At 50.7% G+C, this 20609-nt stretch carries 15 protein-coding genes and 1 pseudogene; 12 read left to right on the top strand and 4 right to left on the bottom strand.

Translation table 11 applies throughout. The features are described 5' to 3' along the window. Window positions 1-396: 396 nt before the first annotated feature. The 6 genes from KDN34_RS17075 (at window position 397) to KDN34_RS17050 (ending at window position 11536) form a co-directional block, all read left to right on the top strand. Window positions 397-1851, top strand: a complete 1455-nt coding sequence (locus tag KDN34_RS17075) for a circularly permuted type 2 ATP-grasp protein (protein ID WP_212594884.1) — start codon at window positions 397-399, stop codon at window positions 1849-1851. A gap of 2 nt (window positions 1852-1853) precedes the next feature. Continuing rightward, entirely contained in the window at window positions 1854-2798 is a 945-nt protein-coding gene (locus KDN34_RS17070; RefSeq protein ID WP_212594883.1) for an alpha-E domain-containing protein, read from the top strand. Then, window positions 2795-6130, top strand: coding sequence for a transglutaminase family protein (locus KDN34_RS17065; protein WP_212594882.1), 3336 nt, complete (start codon window positions 2795-2797; stop codon window positions 6128-6130). The genes KDN34_RS17070 and KDN34_RS17065 overlap by 4 nt, the downstream gene beginning before the upstream one ends. 32 nt (window positions 6131-6162) lie before the next feature. Then, window positions 6163-8730, top strand: coding sequence for a circularly permuted type 2 ATP-grasp protein (locus KDN34_RS17060; RefSeq protein ID WP_212594881.1), 2568 nt, complete (start codon window positions 6163-6165; stop codon window positions 8728-8730). Then, a complete protein-coding gene (locus KDN34_RS17055; protein ID WP_212594880.1) occupies window positions 8727-9608 on the top strand; it encodes a transglutaminase family protein in 882 nt (293 codons plus the stop codon). The genes KDN34_RS17060 and KDN34_RS17055 overlap by 4 nt, the downstream gene beginning before the upstream one ends. Window positions 9609-9745: 137 nt before the next feature. Continuing rightward, window positions 9746-11536 carry an AMP-dependent synthetase/ligase gene (locus KDN34_RS17050; RefSeq protein WP_212594879.1) on the top strand — a complete coding sequence of 597 codons (1791 nt, stop codon included), beginning with the start codon at window positions 9746-9748 and terminating at the stop codon, window positions 11534-11536. Window positions 11537-11913: 377 nt separating this feature from the next. Here KDN34_RS17050 and KDN34_RS17045 read toward each other — a convergent pair whose 3' ends face one another. After that, window positions 11914-12825, bottom strand: a complete 912-nt coding sequence (locus tag KDN34_RS17045) for a hypothetical protein (RefSeq protein ID WP_212594878.1) — start codon at window positions 12823-12825, stop codon at window positions 11914-11916. A gap of 234 nt (window positions 12826-13059) precedes the next feature. Here KDN34_RS17045 and KDN34_RS17040 point away from each other — a divergent pair, with 234 nt between their 5' ends. From KDN34_RS17040 to KDN34_RS17020, 5 genes and pseudogenes are all read left to right on the top strand, one after another. Further along, window positions 13060-13587, top strand: a complete 528-nt coding sequence (locus KDN34_RS17040; protein ID WP_212594877.1) for a UvrD-helicase domain-containing protein — start codon at window positions 13060-13062, stop codon at window positions 13585-13587. A gap of 36 nt (window positions 13588-13623) precedes the next feature. Beyond that, a pseudogene (locus tag KDN34_RS17035) lies at window positions 13624-14027 on the top strand (acyl-CoA thioesterase). 128 nt (window positions 14028-14155) lie between these two features. Beyond that, a complete protein-coding gene (locus KDN34_RS17030; RefSeq protein ID WP_212594876.1) occupies window positions 14156-15109 on the top strand; it encodes a TAXI family TRAP transporter solute-binding subunit in 954 nt (317 codons plus the stop codon). Between the two features lie 66 nt (window positions 15110-15175). After that, window positions 15176-17206 (top strand): TRAP transporter permease, encoded by a 2031-nt coding sequence (locus tag KDN34_RS17025; protein ID WP_212594875.1) that lies wholly within the window; start codon window positions 15176-15178, stop codon window positions 17204-17206. After that, window positions 17206-17613: a DUF1850 domain-containing protein gene (locus KDN34_RS17020; RefSeq protein ID WP_212594874.1), complete on the top strand. Its 408-nt coding sequence runs from the start codon at window positions 17206-17208 to the stop codon at window positions 17611-17613. The genes KDN34_RS17025 and KDN34_RS17020 overlap by 1 nt, the downstream gene beginning before the upstream one ends. Here the strand turns inward: KDN34_RS17020 and pbpG are convergent, their stop codons facing one another. The 3 genes from pbpG to mtnC all read right to left on the bottom strand — a co-directional run bounded on the left by pbpG (window position 17614) and on the right by mtnC (window position 19867). Then, on the bottom strand, window positions 17614-18558 hold the full coding sequence (gene pbpG / locus KDN34_RS17015; RefSeq protein WP_212594873.1) for a D-alanyl-D-alanine endopeptidase: 945 nt from the start codon (window positions 18556-18558) through the stop codon (window positions 17614-17616). A 75-nt stretch (window positions 18559-18633) separates the two neighbouring features. Continuing rightward, entirely contained in the window at window positions 18634-19059 is a 426-nt protein-coding gene (locus tag KDN34_RS17010; RefSeq protein ID WP_212594872.1) for an acyl-CoA thioesterase, read from the bottom strand. Window positions 19060-19186: 127 nt separating this feature from the next. Next, complete coding sequence (mtnC, locus tag KDN34_RS17005; protein ID WP_212594871.1) at window positions 19187-19867, bottom strand: acireductone synthase; 681 nt, start codon at window positions 19865-19867, stop codon at window positions 19187-19189. Between the two features lie 267 nt (window positions 19868-20134). Between mtnC and KDN34_RS17000 the strand changes: the two genes are divergently transcribed. Continuing rightward, the gene (locus tag KDN34_RS17000) at window positions 20135-20608 is read left to right on the top strand and encodes a (2Fe-2S)-binding protein (RefSeq protein WP_228730380.1); all 474 of its coding nucleotides are present in this window, start codon (window positions 20135-20137) and stop codon (window positions 20606-20608) included. Window position 20609 lies beyond the last annotated feature (1 nt).

The following is a 20609-nucleotide window of genomic DNA, read 5'->3' as shown; positions in this document are numbered from 1 at the left end:
GGAACAACAGTGCTTACCTTTGATTATCAAAGGTAAATTTTATGTTAACTAACGCCTTTGCAGTCACTGCTGCGGGTGCTACTGTGGTAACAAATCCGGTGCATATCCGCGCCACGGTACGTGTATTAAGCTGCCACCTAGCGGTGTTATAGCAAGCTGTTGCACGACGTTTGAATGGCGAACTCAGATCTTGCCCCGTTTCTTCTGGCATAAAATCTGCTATTTCTTATAGTTATCCAGACTATATATCAACGCAATTATGCTATTTAGTTGATTATAAAAAGGAAGATTTAATTAGCGTCAGCACCATTTTAAAGCATTGATAAACCGCACCGTCTAAACTAATGCACCATAATGATGCGGTGTTCGGTAATAATTACGAGGGGCGATTCTGTTATGGATAGACTTATAAAAAATTATGATTCCGGTGGCTTTTTTGACGAGCTTATCGATCAAACCGGAACCCCGCGCCCTCCCGCCAAACAGTTACTAAAGTACCTAGATTCCCTTTCCGCGGATGAATTGGAAAAACGACGAGTTACCGCGGAAGCTACCATCCAGGAGATGGGCATCAGTTTTACCGTCTATACCGAGGAAGGTAATATTGACCGCGCCTGGCCGTTCGACATTATCCCGCGCACGATTGAAGCCAAAGATTGGGCGGTTACCGAAGCCGGCTTGAAACAGCGACTTACCGCCCTTAACCGCTTCATTGATGATCTGTACCACGATCAAAACTGTATCAAAGACGGCATCATTCCCGAACATATCATTACGGAATCAAAAAACTTCCGGCCGGAATGTGTCGGAGTCTCGCCGGCGTATGGGGTCTGGGCGCACATTTGTGGTACTGATTTGGTGCGTGATGCTGACGGCAAATTTTATGTTTTGGAAGATAACCTGCGTGTGCCGTCCGGGGTTTCGTATATGCTGGAAAACCGCGCTATCACCAAGCGGGTGTTACCAGAACTGTTCGAAAACGATGATATCCAACCGATAGGTTCCTATCCTTCACAGCTGTTCGATACCTTGGCAGCGCTGTCGCCTCGTAAGGTCGCACGACCAGAAATCGTAGTGTTGACGCCAGGCATTTATAACTCCGCCTATTTCGAACATGCGTTTCTGGCTCAGCAGATGGGCGTCGAGCTGGTGGAAGGCTCCGATCTGTTTGTCGACCGCGATGATTGTGTCTACATGAAAACTATCTATGGGCCGGAACGGGTCGATGTAATTTACCGGCGCATTGATGATCTGTTTATTGATCCAGAAGCCTTTAATCCCGAGTCCGTTTTGGGCGTGCCCGGGCTGATGCGTGCGTGGAAAGCCGGACATGTGGCGTTGGCCAATGCGCCAGGTGCCGGGGTGGCGGACGACAAAGTGGTCTATGCCTATGTGCCTGAATTGATCCGTTATTACCTCAACGAGGAGCCAATTCTGCCCAATGTGGAAACCTTCCTGTGTGAGCGTGATGATGAACGCGAATATGTACTGGCAAACCTGGACAAGTTGGTGGTGAAACCCGCCAACGAATCGGGTGGCTATGGCATGCTAGTGGGCCCGCATTCCACTAAAAAAGAGCAACAAACCTTTGCGGAACTGATCAAAGCCAATCCGCGTAACTATATCGCACAACCGACACTCAAACTGTCAACGGCACCGACGTTAATCGGCAAAGATGTGCTGGAGCCGCGCCACTTGGATCTGCGGCCATTTATTCTGCAAAGCAAAGACACCTATGTCACTACCGGCGGTTTAACGCGGGTAGCGATGCGCAAAGGTTCACTGGTCGTCAACTCCTCTCAGGGCGGCGGCAGTAAAGACACTTGGATTGTTGAGACAAAAGGAGACTGAGCATGTTGTCACGGGTTGCCGAGCGCCTTTACTGGAGTGCGCGTTATCTGGAGCGAGTGGAAAATATTGCCCGATTGGTCAGTGTCTATGATGACCTTATGTATGACTTGCCGCGAGACATTGCCGTGTCTTGGTACAATCTGGTGGAAATTAATGGCGGGGTGGAGCAGTTTGAACAGCGCTACAAAGTGAAGGATGAGCACAATGTTGTGAAATTCATGCTGGCAGATGACACCAATCCTGGCTCATTGCTGTCGTCGCTGAAAATGGTGCGAGAAAATATCCGTACCACCCGCGATGTGGTACCCGGGGAGATGTGGGAGCTGATCAATGAGCTTGACCTATACGCGCACCACGACATCAAGCAAGGGATCAACCGTTCCGAGCGTCACGCCTATCTCAACACCATTATTGAAGGTTGTCAGAAGATTATCGGCCTGTTGACCGGGACCATGGACCGTCATGCTGGTTGGCATTTCATTATGATGGGGCGCTTTCTGGAACGGGCCGATATGAATACCCGAATTCTGGATGCGGCTAACTTTCAGATGCTGCATTCGCAGGAAGAGGAAGAAGTACGGTTGGGACAAGTGGTCTGGTCCAAAGTCCTCAAATCACAAAGTGCTTACCTGAGTTTTCGCCGCACCATGCGCTGCTCGATTACCGGGGCGTCAGTGGTAACCTTCATGCTGACCGATCCCTGTTTCCCACGGTCACAGCGTTATTGTCTGGAGCAAATTAAAATTGCCGCGGCAGCGTTACCCCGTTTCGGCATCATTGCGGCTAATGTCGACAAGTTGCTGCAAAATACTCAAGGGGTGGAACAATCCGAGGCGCTCAACCAGCAGTTCAGTGAATATCTCAATGAGGTGCAGTTGGGGATGATCGCCTTGCATCACCAGATCACTGAGAACTGGTTCCACTTTCGCCAAGAGGATGCCGCATGACCATTCGCATTGCCATCCAACATACCACCACTTATGAGTTCGATCAGGACATCAATGTGTCGCCGCACTTGTTGCGGCTGCGGCCTGCGCCCCATTCACGTACCCATATTCACGGCTACTCGCTGAAAGTTACCCCTGAACAGCACTTCATCAACTGGCAACAGGATCCATTTGGCAACTGGCAGGCGCGCTTGGTGTTCCCGGAAAAGATGCGCAAACTGGAATTTGCCGTGGAAGTGATTGCCGACATGACGGTCATCAATCCCTTCGACTTCTTTATTGAAGAGTACGCCGAGACCTATCCGTTTACTTACGAGCCGCTGCTACGGGAAGAGCTGGCACCATACCTAAAAACCGTTGAAGATTGTCCGGAACTGGATGCCTGGATGGCAACCATTGATGGCAAGGACAAGCCTATCGTCGGTTTTCTGGTAGAGCTTAATAGCCGCTTATCGCAGCACATTGGCTATGGCATTCGCCTCGAAGCGGGTATCCAGACGTGTCAGGAAACGCTGACCCTGAAAAAGGGCTCTTGTCGTGACACCGCCTGGCTACTAGTACAAATTCTACGGCGATTGGGATTAGCGGCGCGCTTTGCTTCTGGTTATCTGGTGCAACTGGTCGCTGATGTGAAAGCTTTGGATGGTCCTTCCGGCACCGATCATGACTTTACCGACCTGCATGCCTGGTGCGAAGTGTATCTGCCCGGCGCCGGTTGGGTTGGGCTCGATCCCACCAGTGGTTTGTTAGCTGGTGAAGGTCATATTCCGCTGGCGTGTACAGCGGAGCCAATTTCTGCGGCCCCCATTACCGGCTACACCGACAAGTGTGAAGTGAAGTTCAGTTATACCAACGTGGTGACCCGTATTCACGAAGATCCGCGAGTCACCAAGCCCTATTCTGATGATGTTTGGGAAAACATTAAGGCATTGGGGCGGGCGGTGGATGATGAACTACAGCAAGGGGATGTTCGCCTGACCATGGGGGGGGAGCCGACCTTTGTCTCTATCGACGATATGGATTCCGCGCAATGGAACACCGCGGCGCTGGGGGCTGATAAATTGCGCCTTGCTAAAGACCTACTGCTGCGGATGAAAGCCAAATTTGGCGCAAATGGGCTGCTGCATTATGGTCAGGGGAAGTGGTATCCCGGTGAAGAACTCCCGCGTTGGGCTCTCGGTTGTTTTTGGCGTACCGACGGTGAAGCGTTGTGGCACGATCCACAATGGCTGGCGCGGGTTGATAAAAATTATGGTTTTGGCGAAGCCGAGGCCCGACGTTTTGGCAAAGCCTTATGTACTGAATTGGGGCTTTCCGCGAAATATCTGCAACCAGCATTTGAAGACACCCTTTACTATCTTTGGCTGGAGCGCAATCTGCCAGACGAGGTTAACCCGCGTAAGGCCAATCTGAAAGATGATTTGGAGCGACGGCGGTTAGCGAAGTTGTTGACGCGAGGTCTGGAAAATCCTACCGGTTTTGTGCTGCCTGTGATGTTTGACGGTTATCAGTGGCAGAGCAGCCATTGGCCGTTGCGAGCGGAGGTGATTACCTTGATCCCCGGCGATAGTCCCCTGGGGTTCCGCCTGCCGCTCAGTTCACTGCCACCGATGACCGAAGAGGAACTGGACACCGAACGCGACCCGTTTGAGCCACGTGATCCCTTGCCTAATTATGATGTTGGTGTCGACAGTCCAAGCATCGCCGCACAGCAGACCGGCCAACCGCCACAACCGCCGCTGAAAATTGTTAAACCCGTGGTGCGCACCGCCATTTGTCTGGAAGTACGTGACGGGCGATTGCATCTGTTTCTGCCACCGCAGAACTATCTTGAACACTATGTGGCATTGATCAATGCCATCGAAGCGGTGGCGACCCAGTTGAAGTTGCCTGTGGTCATCGAAGGTTATGAACCACCGAAAGACTACCGGTTGCAGAAGTTCCTGATCACCCCTGATCCGGGCGTGATTGAGGTCAATATCCACCCGGCCACCAGTTGGGATGCGTTGGTACACAATACTGAAACCCTGTACGAGCAGGCGTATCTGTCCCGTTTAGGCACCGAAAAATTTATGTTGGATGGGCGTCATACCGGGACGGGGGGCGGTAATCACGTCACCTTAGGTGGGCTGACACCGGCAGACAGTCCAATGTTACGTCGGCCAGATCTGCTGCGCAGCCTGGTAACCTACTGGCAGCACCATCCGGGATTGTCCTATCTGTTTTCCGGCATGTTTATCGGCCCTACCAGTCAGGCTCCCAGGGTTGATGAAGGCCGTGAAGAATCGCTGTACGAGCTGGAAATTGCTTTTGCTAACATGCCGGACGGTTTTGTCGCGCAGCCATGGCTGGTTGACCGCCTGATGCGCAACCTGCTGGTGGATATTACCGGCAATACCCATCGCTCCGAATTCTGCATCGATAAGCTGTATGCTGCGGGGACGGCGAGTGGTCGCCAGGGATTATTGGAATTCCGTGGGTTTGAGATGCCACCGCATGCACGAATGTCGCTGGTGCAGATGCTGCTACTGCGCTGCCTGGTGGCGCGTTTCTGGAAGAAGCCCTACAAGAAGCCGTTGATCCGCTGGGGTACCGAGCTGCATGACCGGTTTATGATGCCGTACTACGTATGGCAGGACATCAAATCGGTGGTCGATGATCTGCAACGCCACGGCTATCCATTCAAATTGGAATGGCTGGCACCGTTCGAAGAGTTCCGTTTTCCCCATTATGGTCGTCAGCAACTGGATGATATTCAGTTGGAGCTGCGTTGGGCGATTGAACCCTGGCACGTACTTGGCGAAGAGGTAACACACTCCGGCACTGCCCGTTATGTGGATTCGTCCGTTGAGCGGTTACAGGTGCGACTGAGCGGTATGACCGATGGACGACATATTCTTACGTGTAATGGTCGTCGGGTGCCACTGAGTCCTACCGGTACCAAAGGCGAAATGTTAGGTGCGGTACGTTATCGCGCCTGGTCACCACCATCAGCATTGCATCCCACTTTGGGCGTCGATGCCCCGTTAGTATTTGATTTGATTGACAGTTGGAATGGCATGTCGATTGGCGGCTGCACCTATTACGTCAGTCATCCGGGCGGTCGTAACTTCGAAACCGTACCGGTCAACAGTAACGAAGCGGAAGCTCGTCGCGTTAACCGCTTCCAGGAACAGGGCTTTACTCAGGGACCGTTGATACCGCCGCCTGAATTTAATGCGATGCGTCATTTTTATGTGAATGAACAGGTACCTAGGCCGATGGCTCCCCCCGTGGAGGAAATCAGTCATGAATACCCCCATACATTAGATCTCAGAAAGAAAGTATACTAGGCGCCAATTTTGCCGGAGTAACCTGTTAACAAATGAGTTCGCCCTTAGCCAACCCTTCGGCACCGGAACATCCACCGGTGCCGAATGTGCCTTATACCAAGCCCGATGGCGCTTTTGATGAAGCCTTTGATGAAGGGCGGGCGCCCCGTGCCCATTGGCAACAGCTGTTGGAGCACATTGGCCGTCTAGGTGCCGATGGCATGGATGATCGTTATCGGCGAGCACAGCGCATCCTGCGGGATGACGGTGCAACCTACGATCTGAACAATGACCCGCTGTCACCGAGTGTTTGGTCGCTGGACATCATCCCCAATGTGATCGCCAGTGATGAATGGGCGGCGATAGAACAAGGTTTAGCACAGCGCTCCGAACTTTTTGAACTGATCTACCGCGATTTATATGGCGAGCAACGCTTGCTGAAGCAGGGCATTGTGCCGTCAGAAATCGTGTTTGCTGATCCCGGGTTCCTGCGGCAGTGTCATGGTATGCGGCTTCCAGGCGTGAAAGCGCTAATACTGCATGCGGTGGATTTGGTGCGCGGCGCTAATGGTCAGTTTGTGGCGATTGGCGATCGTACCCAATCCCCGAGCGGCAGTGGCTACGCGCTGGAAAATCGTACGGTGGTGTCGCGGGTGATGCCGGGATTATTCCGCGATAGTAATGTGTTGCGCCTGTCGGCGTTCTTTCAAACGCTACGGCAGACGCTGGCAGATTTAGTCAGTCACAAAACTGATACGCCACGCATTGTGGTGCTGACACCGGGTGCCTATAGCAGCACCTACTTTGAACATGCCTATCTTGCCAACTATCTTGGTTACCCGTTGGTGCAAGGAGGCGACCTTACGGTTCGTAACGGTAAGGTATGGATGAAATCACTTAACGGCCTGTCGCCGGTAGATGTTATTTTGCGGCGGCTGGATGATTCTTTCTGCGATCAGGCAGAGTTACGTGCTGATTCTATGCTCGGTGTTCCCGGGCTGCTGGAAGTGGCGCGTAATGGCAATGTGGTATTAGCCAACCCGTTGGGCAGTGGTGTGCTGGAAGCACCAGGCTTGCTGGCCTTTTTGCCGGATATTTGCCAGTTCCTGATGGGACAGCCATTACAACTGCCTTCTGTGCGTACCTGGTGGTGCGGTAATCCGCAGGATTATGACTACGTCATCAATCATCTTGATCAACTGATCATCAAGCCGACCTATCGTAGTTTTGGTAGTAAAAGTATTTATGGCCATAGTCTGAATGCTAAAGCCAGAGCCGAAACGCTGAAAATGCTGGCAAAAAATCCGGCGGGCTATGTCGCGCAGTGTTATATCCCCGGCTCACAAGCGCCAATCTGGCACGGCCAACAACTGGATGGCCGACCCGGGATTTTGCGCACCTTTACCGTCGCCGGAAAAGATGGCTATAGCGTGATGCCGGGTGGTCTTAGCCGGGTGGCTGAGTCTACTTCAGAAGTGATTGTGACGAAGCTGTCAGGCTCTCGCAGCAAGGATACCTGGATCCTCAGTGACCGTCCCGAAAGTGTTGAACAGTCCACTGTGGCGGCTTTTCCTCGTGATGAAGCACAGGTCACCAATCTCCCTAGTCGCGTTATTGAAAACCTGTTCTGGTTTGGCCGTTATGCCGAGCGCGCCGAGATTAGCCTGCGCTTGATGCGCACCATCTTTAAACAGTTAAATGGCGTCGAGCCTCTACCGTCTGAAACCCGTGATCTTCTGTTGCAGGCGATGTCGCAAGTCACGGGTTGTTTGCCTGGCTTTACCGACAACGAAGAGTTACTGGAAAATCCGAATGATGAACTGGCGGCCTTGGTGACCGATCACGAGCGTACCGGTTCAATCAAAGCCAATCTGCAAGCGATGTTGGCCTGTGGAGAACAGGTCAAAGAGATGTTGTCAGCCGATACCCGGATTATTCTCAACGAGCTGCGTGACCACATTCATGAAGTCGACCGCACCTATAAACACGGTTTGCCATCGGTGCCGGAAGAATCGCTCGACAGCCTGGTAACGACCCTGCTGGCGCTTTCGGGGTTAAATAACGAAAGCATGTTGCGCGGTATGGACTGGATGTTTCAGGAAATCGGCCGGCGTACTGAGCGGGCACTGTTAACGGCGACATTGCTGAAAGCGACGTTGGGCAAACCTTTGCCCACTATCCAACAGCAGTTGATCTTGGAATCGCTGTTGTTGAGTGTAGAGGCGCTGATCTCGTTCCGTCGGCGTTATCGTACGGGTACCCGCATTGAATTCGGGCTGGATCTGTTAATGATAGATCTGACTAACCCGCGCTCGTTGGTATATCAGGTCAATCAGTTACGTAAATATCTCAATGAGCTGCCGCGCAGCGAAAGTCTGACATCGGCATTGTCGCCAGAAAATCGATTGATCATAAAATCGATGAACGATATTCAGTTGGCGGATTTAACCCAACTGGCGCATGTGGATCGCCGCACTCGCAGTCGGCACAATCTGGAACAGTTGATGAGTCAAATCATTCAACAATTAGAACAGTTTACGTCATTACTTAGCGATAAGTATTTTGATCATACGGCGGGACCACAACAGCTGATCAAAGCGAAATGGAAGGTGGGATTATGAGATATCAAGTCCGGCATCTAACCGAGTACCATTACGCTGCGCCCGTTACGCTCTGCTACAACATGACCCATCTGTTGCCGCGTGATACCCAAAAGCAACACTGCCTGAGTCGGCGAATTAAGGTGACGCCAACGCCGATATATCAAAGCGCGGGTGAAGATTATTTTGGTAATGAAACTTTTTATTTCTCGATTCAGGAAGCCCATAAAAAACTCCTTATCGAAGTGGAGAGTGTGTTTGATATCGATGAACAGGATTTGCCTAATCAGCTGAGCCTGCAGGTGCCGACCTGCGGTGAACTCAGACAGATGTTGGCGCAGGCCGATACTCCGGAATTACGGATGGTGAAGGAGTATCTGCTGGATTCCACTCATATTCATCGTTCTGCCAAACTGGCAGCGTATGCGGCGGATACCTTTGCCGACAGTGTCTCGGTATTGCAGGCAGCGCTGGATTTCACCCATAAAATTTTCCAGGAATTTACCTTTGATGCCACCGCGACCAGTATCAGTACCCCAGCAGAACAGGTACTGAAAGAACGCCGCGGTGTGTGCCAGGATTTTGCACATTTCGCCATTTCCTGTATTCGCTCAGTGGGCTTACCGGCGCGTTATATCAGCGGTTATCTGGAAACCTTGCCACCACCTGGCGAGGAAAAGTTGGTCGGTGCCGATGCTTCTCATGCCTGGTTTGCCATCTTTGTGCCGGAATTGGGGTGGGTGGAGTTTGACCCCACCAATGACCTGATGCCCAATGGTCAACACATCATTACTGCCTGGGGCCGTGATTACGCCGATGTATCGCCGTTACAGGGAGTGATCTTTGATGGCGGCGACAGTCAGACGCTGAAAGTCTCGGTTGACGTACAGCGGCTGTAATCTGCTTTTCTTGACTGTAATGCAAAGCTGCCATGGGACGATAGTCTGATATTGCAGCAAAAGTGTTTATGCTTATCTTGCGCTTGAGTTAAAATGGCAAAAGCGAAACAGCTGTAAGCTAAAAGGTAAGTTACAACATGTCTCTTGAGCAGTATCAGATTATCAAGTTGCTTGACCAGCAGGTACAGGAGCAACAGGATAAGATCGCCTTGGAAGGCTTTGAAACAGCAGCCCCATGGGATAAAGTCAGTTGGAATCAATTCAAAAATATCACTGATCAATTGGCGGCAGCACTGATTGACAGTGGTCTGGAAGTGCAGGACCGTGTGGCTATTTTGTCTAACAACTGTCCACAGTGGACCTGTATTGATATCGCCACCATCAAAGCGCGTGGGGTATTGGTACCCATTTATCCCACCTCTACCTTAGAACAAGCGGCTTATATTATTCGCGACGCCGGGGCCAAGGTTTTGTGTGTGGCCGACGATGAGCAATATCACCTCGCCTGCAAGTTGCAGCAGCTGTGTCCTACCTTGCAACAGCTGATTGTGTTCAACAACGACGTTGAGCTGAAGTCCTTCAGTCATTTCCATCTGGACAAGATGATCAGCGAAGAAGCTGGTCAACCACATCCTGAGTTGGAACAGCGCTTGGCCCAGAGTCAGCTGGATGATTTGATGACGCTGATCTACACCTCAGGGACGACCGGCGATCCCAAAGGCGTAATGCTGGATCAGCGTAATATTGCCTCGGCAATGCGTCAGCACCACCAGCGGGTGCCGTTTAATCGTGGTGATGTGTCACTGGTATTTTTGCCATTAAGCCATGTCTATGAGCGCGGTTGGAGCTTTTATGTGATGAGCCGCGGTGGGCGCAATGTCTATCTGTCCGATACACATCGCGTTAAAGAAGCATTGACCGCCGTCAAGCCGCATACCGTTTGTGTGGTGCCAAGATTCCTTGAAAAAGTTTACAGCGCGGTACAGGACAAACTTTCTAAGGCGCCAGCATCAAAACGGCAATTATTTGCGTGGGCGATGGCGGTGGGTCAGCGCCAGTTTGAGGCTTCTCAAGGGCGAGCTAAAGGCAGTTTATGGTTGAAACTGCAGTGGTTACTGGCGAGCCGCTTGGTATATGGCAAACTGCATCAGGCATTGGGTGGCAATATTAAATATATGCCGTGTGGTGGCGCAGCGCTGGATCCGCATGTCAGTGCCTTCTTTGCGGCCATTAATGTTCCGTTGCTCGTGGGCTACGGCATGACCGAAACCACGGCTACTGTTGCTTGCTGTAGTCCGGATAACCGGGTCCCTGGCGCCAATGGTAAGCCGCTGGATGAAGTGGAAGTGCGGTTGGGCGATGACAACGAAATCCTGGTGCGTGGTGATACCGTGATGCGCGGGTATTTCAATCGGCCACAGGAAACCGCTGAAGTACTGAAAGACGGTTGGCTGAAAACCGGCGATGTCGGGCAATTGGATGCTAATGGTAATCTGTTTATTACCGATCGTCTTAAAGAGCTGATGAAGACCTCTAACGGCAAATATATTGCGCCGCAGCGGGTCGAGGGCAAAGTCGGCTGTTGTCCTTTCATTGAACAGGTGGCGATTGTTGCCGATGCCCGTAATTACGTAACAGCGTTGATTGTCCCGGCGTTTGAAGCGCTGGAAGCCTGGGCTAAACAGAAAGGACTTAGCTATGAGTCTCCCGTGGAATTGATCCGTCATTCCCAGGTATTGGCGCACTTTGATGAGCGCCTGAAACAGTTGCAGCAAGGGCTGGCTGGATTTGAGCAGATTAAAAAGTTCACTCTGTTACCAGAGGCCTTTTCTATGGAAGCCGGGCTGATTACGCCAACACTGAAACTGCGTCGTAAAATGATCTACCATAAATATGCTAATGAGATTAATGCCATGTATGGCCATTAATTACTGATTTAATTTAAAAAAGGCTGCTTGGCAGCCTTTTTTACCTGAATGGCTGGCGACACTGTACGATTCAGACCTTATTCCAACGGGGGATTATGATAGTGAAAGGCTGACAGGTTCCGGGCGATCTTTGGGTAACTCTCAAATCTGTGACACCGATGGAAATTGTCAAGATATGACCCGTCAGGATGCAGAAACTCGTGCTGCCCAAGAATTTTCGACCTCGGACATGAGTGATAACGCCAATACGATCAAGAACACGTTTGATCCAAGCACAATAGATTGCTCGGTCTATCCAAGGCCGTTGATTTGTGAGATTCAAAACTAGAGCCTAGGCTGGCTCCTCACGGTAATGCCGAGAGGAGCCTTAACTTAAATCAGTTATGGAACATGTTTGGGTATTTGGCCGCCATTGATTTCACATCAACACTATACCGTGCAGCGTCTGTTGCTGATGTTCCCTTGACAGGGTCGATGAAGAACCATGCCAAGTTATTGTGGAGTACGAATGGTGCAGGATTAATAATGTTTTTCGGGTTAAAAAAGTAAAAATTATCATTCATTTGAGCCATTGCTCGCAGACTGGTGTATTGGCCTAAATGCCTGATCCCAATCACGGCATAGTTGCCATTTTGCTTATTCGGTGTGGTGTGAGAAAATCGCATTAAATCAAAGGATTTGTACCCGCCAAGTTCGCATTGATCTATCCGTGTGATTTGGTGGGCCTTCAGGTACGCCTCGGTGAAGTAGCCATTAAATCTGGGATCGGATTTAAGGGCAGTACATTTGTCACCTGAGAAGATAAGGCTGACATCACCACTTGGCTTGTTAACCTTGTGAGAGAATTTTACGGAATGCCCTACTTCAATGGCGTGAATGATATCGGATTCTACCTTAGCGTAGGCGCTATCCAGACTTGCCTTAGAAAAATCGGAAACTGGCACATAATAGATCCCGTATCCGTAGTCCAGCGGATATTCACCAGAGTTCGTTCCCAGTAATCCCAACAACGCCCCGCCAATACCATTGGCCATAAGACCCAGATAGGCGTTCCCCGCATAGTTTATCGCGGTTGGACTGGTATCAGCATCCTTGGGCGCGTCAGCATCACGCAAGCCGTTGTGGAAGCCAAGGGAACCCTCTACCACGTTCATCGCAAAGGAGCTGTCGGGATCAAACTTATAATCGCCGCTTTCTTCAGGCTCATAGGACAGGGTTGAGGTAGAGGCACACGCTGTCAGCAATGACAGCATCAGTGCGGGAATGGTTAATTTCAGGGTGTTATTCATTTAATGTAAATCCTTGTTTTTTTCGTCAGATTAACAATGCGATTCAGAGTTTGCTAATTCGATAATCGAATTATGTGATTAACTCCTGATTGCGTTGAAACCATCTTCGCATGACTCGAAATCTGTGCAACTCACTGTTTCCTACGCCAACTCGCCCAAAATTGCCGAGGTATCGAAGGAGAGAGGTGGTTTTGCGGGTGTAACCTAAGCAAAATTCTCCAGCGCGATGAAAACATGCCAGCAACAGCAGAACAATTAGCGGTAAGGAACAACATTGACGGTTATAACCTGGTCACAGCTCCTCCGGGTTCAGGAAAAACCTTCACGATAATTCAATGTGTGCTTGGATTGCTGTCTTCCCCCGACAGTCGAATCATTGCCGTGACCTTTACCAATGCTGCCGCTGAAGAAATGAAATCCCGCGTCGGAAAAGAAATCAAAGGCAGCAACCGCAAACAAATCTTCATCGCAACGTTTCACAGCATCCTCATCAGTCAGGCACGACAAGCCGGCTTTGGTAGCCATTTACGTCTATTAGTGGGGAGCGAACTGCATCCGTATATGCAGCAAGTTATGGGGCGGTTTAACGACAAAAAGCTGAATGAGGCGAAGGTTAAGGGGGGTAAAGAACCCCGCAAATTGAAGTGGGTAGAAGCCTGCGAAATTATCACAAAACGCGGTTGTCAGCTTTCCAATATGATCACGGATGTCGAGTTTATCTATTGGCAGTTGCCATCGCTTTTGGTGCAGGGAACGCATTAGTTCTATGATGGAATATCAAATGTGCACGGAGGCAATATGACCAATCAGTTTGAATTTGAAATTATCCCACGCTTCAATGAAGCCGATGGCCTGGGCCATATCAATAATACGGTGATTCCGGTGTGGTTTGAGGCTGCCCGTGAACCACTATTTCGTATCTTTAACCCCACCTTGTCGCTGACTGACTGGAATCTGATTGTGGCGGGTTTCACTATCAATTTTATGGCACCAACGCGTTACGGGATGCCCGTAATGATTGAAGGTGCTATCAGCCGCATTGGCAACAGTAGTCTTGAGATCCGCCAACGCTGCCTGCAACAGCATAAACTGACCGCGAAGCCACTACGACCTTGGTCCACTATGACTATAAAACAGAAAAGAGTCAGTATATTAGCGATCACCTACGTAAGATCCTCTGGGAATATGCAGTAGCTCCTTGAGTTTTTTGCTAAATCCAAAATTACTCTCTATTTTTTGTTAATAGCATTAGAAGAGTTGTTTACCAGTTGTTAAATAGTGCTAAGGTGGAGAGTCGGCAATTGCCGCAAATTGAACAAGGAACACCATAATGAAACTGATAAGAAAAATGGGCGTTATTGGGGCTATCGCTGCGGTGTGTGTCAGTTCTGCAGTCTGGGCAGCGCCCAAGTTCATCAATATTCTCACCGGTGGTACCAGTGGCGTTTATTATCCACTGGGGGTGGCTCTGTCACAGATCTATGGCAATCACATTGAGGGGGCGAAAACTTCCGTCCAGGCCACCAAGGCCTCCGTGGAAAACCTGAATCTGTTGCAAGCGGGCCGCGGTGAACTGGCATTTTCCATCGGTGATTCGGTGGCCGCCGCCTGGAAAGGCGATGAAGAAGCGGGGTTTAAAAAGCCGCTGGATAAACTGCGTCTGTTAGCCGCGATTTATCCTAACTATATTCAGATCGTCGCTAATAAAGATGCTGGCATTAAGAGTCTGGCGGATCTGAAAGGTAAACGCGTGTCTGTGGGGGCTCCGAAGTCTGGTACCGAACTGAATGCGCGCGCCATTTTTGCCGCAGCAGGATTGACCTATGATGATTTAGGGAAAGTGGAATTCCTGCCTTACGCGGAATCGGTAGAGCTGATTAAAAATCGCCAATTGGATGCTACCTTGCAGTCCTCTGGATTAGGTATGGCCGCATTGCGTGATCTGGCGGCGACTATGCCCGTTAACTTTGTACCGATCCCAGCAGATGTTATTGCAAAAACCGGTAATGCTGCATTTCAGGCGGGTGTAATCCCTGCCGGCACTTATGATGGCCAGGATACTGATGTGCCAACTATTGCGATTCAAAACTTGTTGGTCACAACTTCTGCAGTATCTGATGATGTAGCTTATCAAATGGCCAAGTTGTTGTTTGAAAATCTTGAAAACCTGGGTAACGCTCATGCCGCGGCTAAGGCGATTACTCTGGATAAAGCGACTAACACGCCGATCCCGATTCATCCTGGTGCTGAACGCTATTACAAAGAAGTCGGCTTACTGAAATAGGCCGCAACACTCCCCGGTTTAACCGGGGAGTGTCTCACTGTAGTTTGAAGTAGCGAGGCACATAATATGACTGAATCCCATGAGGGTTTAGAAGCAGCCACCACAGAGTGGCCGAAAGCGTTATTTACGGTTGCGTTGCTGTTTTCAGCGTTTCAGCTGATCACGGCGGCGTTTCACCCAGTTTCTACCCAAGTTCTGCGTGCAGTACACGTAGGCTTTTTGCTGCTGATTGTTTACATCACTTACCCTACATTCAAAGGCCATAAGCTCTGGGCTCCATTAGGTTGGTTGCTGGGGCTGGCCGGTATGTCAACCGCCGCTTATCAATGGATTTTTGAAGCTGACCTGATCCAACGTTCGGGCGACCTGACCCATATGGACATGTTCATGGGGCTGATGCTGATCGCGTTGGTATTTGATGCTGCCCGTCGCGTGATGGGACCGGCGTTGCCATTTATTTGTACCTTGTTTCTGGCCTATGGCTTGTTAGGTCAGTATCTGCCCGGTGAGTTCATGCACCGCGGTTATGGCCTGGACCAGATCGTTAACCAATTATCATTTGGTACGGAAGGGTTTTATGGTACTCCGACCTATGTATCGGCGACCTATATCTTCCTGTTTATTCTGTTCGGGGCTTTTCTTGAACAAGCGGGCATGATCCGTTTGTTTACCGATTTTGCGATGGGGCTGTTCGGTCACAAATTGGGTGGCCCAGCCAAAGTTTCGGTGGTCTCCTCCGCGTTGATGGGCACAATTACCGGTTCTGGTGTGGCTAACGTTGTGACCACCGGCCAGTTCACCATTCCATTGATGAAGCGTTTTGGCTATCGCAGCGCCTTTGCCGGTGGCGTAGAGGCAACCTCCAGTATGGGCAGCCAGATCATGCCGCCGATCATGGGCGCGGTGGCTTTCATTATGGCGGAGACGATTAACGTTCCCTTTATCGAGATCGCTAAAGCCGCGTTAGTTCCCGCAATACTGTATTTCGGTTCCGTGTTCTGGATGGTGCATCTGGAAGCGAAACGTGCCGGTTTGCACGGCTTACCCAAAGAGGAATGTCCCAATCCCTGGAAGGCCGTCAGCCAACGTTGGTATCTGCTGTTCCCGCTAGCAGTGCTGATTTATCTGCTATTTGCCGGGCGCACACCGCTGTTTTCCGGAACCGTCGGCTTATCGTTGACTGCAATCGTCATTCTCGGATCTGCGATAGCCATGCAGGTATCATCCAAATGGCTGCGCGTTGCATTCTGGGTGGCACTAGGGCTGATGTGTGCCGGTTTCTTCCGCATGGGTATTGGCGTGGTGTTTGGCGTTATCGGTGCGCTGGTGGTGGTCTGCTGGTTTGTCAAAGGTGGCCGCGACACGCTGCGTATTTGTGTGCATGCACTGGTTGATGGCGCGCGCCACGCGGTACCGGTGGGGATCGCCTGTGTGCTGGTTGGGGTAATCATCGGTATCGTGTCATTGACCGGTGTCGCTTCAACGGTTGCCGGATACATTCTCGCGGTAGGACAAAGTAATCTGTTCTTGTCACTGGTACTGACCATGATTACCTGTCTGGTGTTGGGAATGGGGATCCCATCGATTCCAAACTACATCATTACCAGTTCGATTGCCGCGCCCGCACTCCTCGATTTGGGGGTGCCGCTAATCGTTTCCCACATGTTTGTGTTTTACTTCGGCATTATGTCGGATCTAACGCCGCCAGTTGCGTTGGCATGTTTTGCCGCCGCGCCAATTGCCAAAGAAAAAGGGCTGAAGATCAGTTTGTGGGCTATCCGTATTGCCATTGCTGGTTTCATCATCCCTTATATGTCAGTGTATTCACCGGCATTGATGCTCCAAAGTGACAGTATTACTGCCATTATTTATGTCGTGTTCAAGGCCATGTTAGCGATTGGGTTATGGGGCGCGGTGTTTACCGGTTATCTGCTTCGACCATTAAAATGGTGGGAGCGGCTGTGGGGCTTTATTGCTGGCGGTAGCTTGATCCTGGCAACGCCGATGAGTGATGAACTTGGTTTTGCGCTGGTGGCATTGTTCTTATTGCAACACTGGTGGTTTAGTCGCCGTGCGGCCTTGAGGAGTGCCAGCTGATGTTGGGATTGTGTCTGGGGTTGGCAGGTCAGCTGTGGGCGACCGTGCCTCAGCCAACATTTACCCTTGGCTGGTGGCACACAGTGGAGAAGATCCGCTGGGAAGAAGACTATCAGCTGACCCCAGAAGGCTTATTGCTGACTGAAGCCCGCGTTAAAGGCACTGGTGCTGGCATGGAGATCCCTGCTGGTGCCGTGTTTCGCGATGACAGTTGGCATTACCATGAAAAGCGGCCAGCGATTCCCTTGTTAAAACTTGGGCGTGCGCCAGAAGGCGGCGATTATGACATCTGCTTTAATGGGCAATGTTTGCCGATGAGTCATTGGATTGGCAAACCAAACCATCAAACAGAGTCCGTCGAACTCTGGCCCTGTGATACCTCCACCAAGGCTAACCCTGACAAATAATCAGTGCTGGGCGGTGGTTTCTACACCATCGCTTGGTTCCTGGTTTTTCGCGGTTTGTTGCTGTTGCTGGGCCTCTTGCTTATACGCCAGCGCATCCGCGGGCACTTTACTGACTTTGCCGGTACTCAGCCAGGTCTTGAGCCGGTTAGCATCGGCAATATGAGTGTATTTGCCAAAGGCATCCAAGACCACAAATGCGACCTGGCGTCCGGCCATTTCGGTCAGCATCACCAGACAATGGCCCGCTTCATCGGTATAGCCAGTTTTGGTCAGATGGATCTTCCAGCCTTTTTTATTCACTAACGGGTTGGTGTTGTAAAACGCCAGGCTGTAGCTGGGCTTGTGAAAAGTCACACTGCGATTTTTAGCACTGCTCAGTTGTCCCATGATGGGATAGGTTTGCGTTGCTTTGAGTAATTTGACCAGATCGCTGGCGCTTGAGACATTAAGACGTGAAAGACCGGTGGGTTCTACAAAATGGCTATGGCGCATACCAAGGGTTTTGGCCTTGTTATTCATCGCCTTGATAAACGCCGGAAAGCCGCCGGGATAATGATGTGCCAGTGTTGCTGCGGCGCGATTTTCTGAAGACATTAACGCTAATGCAATGGCTTCTTTGCGAAGCAGGGTGCTGCCAATACGCAAACGTGAGACCACATTATCCATGCTTGGTACATCGCTGACATTGACATCGATGCGTTCATTCAACGGCTGCTTCGCATCCAGGACGACTAACACGGTCAATAGCTTGCTGACCGAGGCGATAGGTCTGGCGACATCCTCATGTTCTGCATAAAGCACTTCGCCACTCTTCATATCTACCAGCATGGCACTGGCAGATGCCAGCGGTTGATACGTCTTAGGAATCGCTTTGGCAACGGATAAGGCCGGTGTCAGCCACAGCAGGCAGCAGAGCAGCGCCAGAACTTTCGGACATTTGAGCATGGTTACAGGGCAATCAGATGAAAACGTTTGCCCAAGTGTAATTAAATGCCCATGAGTCGCAAGTACTGTGACCGATTATTGTTGCAGCCGCTGTAAAATTGCGCGCAAATCTGCTGGTATTGCGGTCTTTTGGCCTTGATTGAAATCGAACATTACCGCGACGGAACTGCCCGTGGTGGTAATACACTGTTGTTGGGTGCTGAATACCTCGTAATGCAGAGTGAATCTGTCCTCACCAATATGACTGCTACTAATTCCGACCAATAACGTGTCGGGGTAAACCACCGGCTTTCGGTAACTGGCGTGATTTTCACTGATGACCGGTCCAATGCCGCATTTATACATCTCGGTCAGCGGGAAATCACGGTTGAAAAACTCGATTCTTGCGTCTTCAAAATAGCGAAAATACGCCACGTTATTCACATGTTGCAGGGCGTCCATATCGCCCCAGGTGACTTTGATATAACAGGCATCAGGGTAACGCTGCTTGAAATCATCCATAATGAAACGCTCGTTTGAATTTTGGCTCAGCATAGCAATCGCTATCGTCTGGCTCAAGTATTAAACAGCGCTAAAAATAAAAACGGCGAAGCCTAGCTCCGCCGTTCCAGCAGAAAAGTATGTGTAGTTACTGGAGTGATAGTTCGTTAAAACTGTGGATCTGCCGGTAATCGCCCGTCTTCACCGCATCACTGCGCACCATTTGACAGATCTGCATGCCCGCAGCCGCAGCGGCTTTCAATTCACCTAACAGGTCTGAAACAAATAACACTTGCTTGGGCGCTAAACTGATGGTGTTAAGAATATTGCTGTAGGCCTGCTTATCGAGCTTACTGCCGGTGCGGGTGTCGAAATGCCCGTTGAACAGTTCAGTCAGATCGCCACCATCACTGTGGCTAAATAACAGCTTCTGCGCTTCTACTGAGGCAGAGGAAAAACTGTAAACGCGTAATCCTTGGGTGTGGTACTGCTGAATCGCTTCAATAAAGTCGGGGTAGATGTGACCGGTAAAATCATTCTGGGCATAACCCTCCTTCCAGATCAGCCCTTGTAGTGTCTTTAATGGTGTGGCTTTACGGTCTTCTTTGACCCAACTCTGCAATATTTGCGCAACGCGGGGAAGGTCCGCATCCGCCTCCAGGGCGATATCGCGAGTATCACTGACACAGGCATCGACCAGAAAATTATCTTGGTGGTGTTCCAGAAATGTCGGCAGAGCCTTAACGGAATAGGGGAACAGCACATCCTGGATAAAATTAAGATCAGTGGTGGTGCCGGCCGTATCTACAATAATTGCTCTGATACCCATGAGATTATTACTCCCTGAAACTCCATATTTGCAGTAGCAGATACTAATCTTTATTGTAAGTGTTGACCAGTCTGGAGGCTAACGGCCAGAGTTTATTCCACTTCGCTGTGCCAACAACTCAGTTTACGTTCAGCCTGAGCTGATAAAACCTTAAATGGGCTATTCGACATACCGTCACTAATATCTGTAACGCCTGTGGTATGCAGGCGCTCATCTATATCACACGCAGAGAGCTGCGTCTGAGCCTGCCACAGGAGGGCAAAGACAGTGAACTATCAACTGAAGATCAACGGTCAAATCATGCAGGCAGATGTGGCACAGGATACGCCACTGCTGTGGGTGCTACGCGATACGCTAAAGCTAAAAGGCACCAAGTTTGGTTGTGGGGCCGCGCAGTGTGGTGCCTGTACGGTGCATCTGGACGGCAAACCGGTTCGGAGCTGTGTCACGCCAATCTCGGCAGTGGCGGGCCGAGAAATCACGACCATTGAAGGCATCGCGGCCACCGATATCGGTCAGCGGGTACAGCAGGCCTGGAAAATCCTTGATGTGCCACAATGCGGTTACTGTCAGGCGGGGCAGATGATGTCGGCGGTATCACTCCTCAAACAATTTCCGCAACCAACAGCGATGCAGATTGCTCAAGGGATGAAGGGGAACCTGTGTCGCTGTGCCACTTATCATCGCATCCAGCAGGCAATTCAGCACGCTGCTGCAACCCCAACCAGGGAGGAACGTTAAT

This window comes from Shewanella yunxiaonensis, from assembly GCF_018223345.1.
Classification (GTDB): domain Bacteria; phylum Pseudomonadota; class Gammaproteobacteria; order Enterobacterales; family Shewanellaceae; genus Shewanella; species Shewanella yunxiaonensis.
This window is presented reverse-complemented; position numbering and strand designations above follow the sequence as displayed.

Coding starts and splice junctions, on each gene's coding strand:
- mtnC (WP_212594871.1), bottom strand. CDS start 19,867: ATGGGTATCAGAGCAATTATTGTAGATACGGCCGGCACCACCACTGAT.
- KDN34_RS17070 (WP_212594883.1), top strand. CDS start 1,854: ATGTTGTCACGGGTTGCCGAGCGCCTTTACTGGAGTGCGCGTTATCTG.
- KDN34_RS17050 (WP_212594879.1), top strand. CDS start 9,746: ATGTCTCTTGAGCAGTATCAGATTATCAAGTTGCTTGACCAGCAGGTA.
- KDN34_RS17020 (WP_212594874.1), top strand. CDS start 17,206: ATGTTGGGATTGTGTCTGGGGTTGGCAGGTCAGCTGTGGGCGACCGTG.
- KDN34_RS17060 (WP_212594881.1), top strand. CDS start 6,163: ATGAGTTCGCCCTTAGCCAACCCTTCGGCACCGGAACATCCACCGGTG.
- pbpG (WP_212594873.1), bottom strand. CDS start 18,558: ATGCTCAAATGTCCGAAAGTTCTGGCGCTGCTCTGCTGCCTGCTGTGG.
- KDN34_RS17025 (WP_212594875.1), top strand. CDS start 15,176: ATGACTGAATCCCATGAGGGTTTAGAAGCAGCCACCACAGAGTGGCCG.
- KDN34_RS17030 (WP_212594876.1), top strand. CDS start 14,156: ATGAAACTGATAAGAAAAATGGGCGTTATTGGGGCTATCGCTGCGGTG.
- KDN34_RS17065 (WP_212594882.1), top strand. CDS start 2,795: ATGACCATTCGCATTGCCATCCAACATACCACCACTTATGAGTTCGAT.
- KDN34_RS17055 (WP_212594880.1), top strand. CDS start 8,727: ATGAGATATCAAGTCCGGCATCTAACCGAGTACCATTACGCTGCGCCC.
- KDN34_RS17045 (WP_212594878.1), bottom strand. CDS start 12,825: ATGAATAACACCCTGAAATTAACCATTCCCGCACTGATGCTGTCATTG.
- KDN34_RS17040 (WP_212594877.1), top strand. CDS start 13,060: ATGCCAGCAACAGCAGAACAATTAGCGGTAAGGAACAACATTGACGGT.
- KDN34_RS17010 (WP_212594872.1), bottom strand. CDS start 19,059: ATGGATGATTTCAAGCAGCGTTACCCTGATGCCTGTTATATCAAAGTC.
- KDN34_RS17075 (WP_212594884.1), top strand. CDS start 397: ATGGATAGACTTATAAAAAATTATGATTCCGGTGGCTTTTTTGACGAG.